Below are 3,134 nucleotides of genomic sequence, written 5' to 3'. Positions count from 1 at the left end.
GGCAAGCTGACCGATCTTGGAGCCTTCGAACTGCCTCTGGACGGCGTTGAAGGCAACCAACGCTGCCGTCTGAGTTTGGAGATCGACGGCGTGACCAATGTCTATCCGGTCTGGGTCTACCGGGACAGCAAGCCTGAACGGCCAGGCGGTCTGTACGAGGCCAGGAGGTTTGACCAACAGGCGCGTCGGGTTCTGGATCAGGGAGGCACGGTCTATCTGAGTCCCGACTCCACGGCCCAGTCCCTGCCCAGATCCGTTCAGGCCCACTTTTCCACGGACTTCTGGTCGGTGGGAACGTTCAAGGACCAGAGCGGCACCATGGGGCAGTTCATTCAAGCCGACCACCCTATTTTTGCCGATTTCCCGACCGACTCGCATACTGACTGGCAGTGGTGGCCCATGGCCACCCAGCGGGCCATCATCCTGCCTGAGCGCTACCAATCCATCATCACTGAGATGGACAGCTACGCCTACCTGCGACCCATGACACAGCTGCTGGAATGCCGTTGCGGTAAGGGCCGGCTTCTGCTCTCCTCCATGGGCCTGCAGAATCTGACCGAATATCCGGAGGCTCAGGCCCTTCAGACCAGCATCTATCGGTATCTGGGCTCCAAGGACTTCAACCCGCGTCAGAGTATTGATCCCGAGGTCATCGACCAGCTGGTCGCCTAAGTTAGGGGTCCGACCTGCAATTTCAGCGGGTCGGACCCCTTATGTTCAAATGGTCTAAGTCCTATTCTCAGAGGATGCCTTGGGCCACCATGGCATCGGCCACCTTGGTGAAGCCGGCCACATTGGCGCCCAGCATCAGGTCGCCCTCATGCCCGTATTCCTTGGAGGCCTGGTAGGACTTTTGGAAGATTCCAGTCATAATGTCCTTGAGCCGCTGGTCCACCTCGTCGAAGGTCCACTGCAGGCGCAGGGAGTTCTGGCTCATCTCCAGACCGGAGACTGCGACGCCGCCGGCATTGGCGGCCTTGGCAGGTCCGTAGAGCACCTTGTTGTCCTGATAGACCTGGATGGCTTCGGGGGTGGATGGCATGTTGGAGCCCTCGCAGACTACGGTGCATCCGTTGGCGACCAGGGTCTTTGCGGATTCCTCGTCGATTTCGTTCTGTGTGGCGCTGGGCAGGGCGATGTCGCAGGGCACGGTCCAAACGCCCTTGCAGCCCTCGTGGTACTCAGCGGAGTCCACACGGTCCGCATACTCGCGAATTCGGCCTCGGTGACCCAGTTTGATGTCCTTGACGACGTCGAGGTCAATTCCGTTGGGATCGTAAACGTATCCGTTGGAGTCGGATGCCGTCACCACCTTGGCGCCCAGTTGTTGGGCTTTTTCGATGGCGAAGATGGCCACATTGCCCGAGCCGGAGATGACGACGGTCTTACCCTGGAAGGAATCCTTGCGCAGCGTCTGCAGGGCCTCCTGGGTGTAGTAGCACAGACCATAGCCCGTAGCCTCGGTCCTGGCCAGGGAGCCGCCGAAGGTCAGGTCCTTGCCGGTCAGCACGCCCGAGTACTCGTCGCGCATTCTCTTGTACTGACCGAACAGGTAGCCGATCTCGCGGGATCCCACGTTGATGTCGCCGGCGGGCACGTCGGTGAACTGTCCGATGTGGCGCTGCAACTCAGTCATGAAGGCCTGGCAGAAGCGCATGACCTCGGCATCCGAGCGGCCCTTGGGGTCGAAGTCGGATCCGCCTTTGGCACCGCCCATGGGCAGTCCGGTCAGCGAATTCTTCAGGATCTGCTCGAAGCCCAGGAACTTGATGACCGACTCGGTCACGGTCGGGTGGAAGCGTAGGCCGCCCTTGTAGGGACCGATTGCTGAATTGAATTGGATCCGGTAACCGCGGTTGACCTGAACATGGCCCTGATCGTCGGTCCAGGCCACACGGAACTTGACTGCACGCTCAGGCTCGACCAGGCGCTCCAGCACGCCGTTGGCCTCATACTCGGGATGCCGCTCCACCACGGGCTCCAGGCTGGAGAAGACTTCGCGCACAGCCTGCAGGAATTCCGGCTGGTCGCCGTCGCGCTTCTCAACCTGCTGGTAGACGCGCTTGATGTATTCGTTGGTGAGCATCTGAGCTCCTTTGACTAGGAATGGCCGGTCCGTCCGGTCCACATACGATTGGGTCCGCCCTCAAGAGCCTACGGGGGCTGGCGGAATCTTATCCCATGGTAAATGCCTCAAAGTTACGTCACAAGAATTTTGGCCCGTAATGTCTAACATGTGGTCATTCAAGGCCCGAAGAATGAGAGAACAAAGAAGAGTAATCAAGTCCGCTAGCAAAAGTTGAGTCTCCACGACTCAACTTTTATTCCTTGGGTGAACACCGGGCATGGAACCCGGGGCCCGCGGTTTGGACAAAGTGAAGGGCAGGGAGCCCGGGAGGACAGGTCAGGATGTCCGTCTGGGGTTCCGGTCCGCAGGAACGATGACTTAGAGAATCAGGAGATGTGATTATGGCTATGTTTCCCGCATTGATGAACAATTCGATCTTCGGCGACTTCTTCGACGATCCCTTCTTCAACAACTGGCGTGACGGGCGTCGGCAGGGTCAGAGCGCCAAGAACGCGCTGAACAGCCCCTTGATGAACACGGATGTGCGTGAGAAGGACGGGCAGTACCAGCTCTCCATCGACATGCCTGGCTTTGACAAGAAGGACATCGGCCTGCGTCTTGAGGACGGCTACCTGATTGTATCCGCGCAGAAGAACAGCGACCAGGGCGACAAGGACGAGCAGGGCCGTTGGATTCGGCGCGAGCGTTACACAGGGTCCTGCTCCCGCAGCTTCTATGTGGGCGACAAGGTACGCCAGGAGGACATCCATGCTCACTACGCCAATGGCACCCTCGAGGTGACCCTGCCCAAGACCAGCATCGAGCCGGCTGACAACACGCAGAACATCGCCATTGAGGACTGAGGGATTCGGGTCCTTATCGGACCGCCTGAACGACTGCTATACTGATTGAACGACAGCCGTTCAGACGGCCCTTTTGTCGTGTCAACACGCTATTGCCCAATTTTGGGTCCATCAATGCTATACTTACCATTTGGCGTGTCTTTCGGCGCGCCGTGTAACCGGCCGAGGATCGGATAGAAGGCTTATGGCAAAAGATGGTGTGA

At 58.8% G+C, this 3,134-nt stretch carries 3 protein-coding genes; 2 read left to right on the top strand and 1 reads right to left on the bottom strand.

Features of this window, described 5'->3' with window-relative positions:
* A partial coding sequence (locus tag AC0AP0_RS10905) for a DUF8487 domain-containing protein (protein ID WP_490430480.1) occupies positions 1-672 on the top strand: 672 nt, incomplete at its 5' end.
* 67 nt (positions 673-739) lie between these two features.
* On the opposite strand, the gene gdhA is transcribed toward AC0AP0_RS10905, so the two are convergent.
* Complete coding sequence (gene gdhA, locus AC0AP0_RS10900; RefSeq protein ID WP_046323295.1) at positions 740-2,086, bottom strand: NADP-specific glutamate dehydrogenase; 1,347 nt, start codon at positions 2,084-2,086, stop codon at positions 740-742.
* Positions 2,087-2,469: 383 nt separating this feature from the next.
* Here gdhA and AC0AP0_RS10895 point away from each other — a divergent pair, with 383 nt between their 5' ends.
* Positions 2,470-2,931 (top strand): Hsp20/alpha crystallin family protein, encoded by a 462-nt coding sequence (locus AC0AP0_RS10895; RefSeq protein ID WP_144178468.1) that lies wholly within the window; start codon positions 2,470-2,472, stop codon positions 2,929-2,931.
* The last annotated feature ends 203 nt before the right edge of the window (positions 2,932-3,134 follow it).

The sequence above is a fragment of the Bifidobacterium sp. POST2/T3 (B1) genome (assembly GCF_058197115.1).
This window is presented reverse-complemented; position numbering and strand designations above follow the sequence as displayed.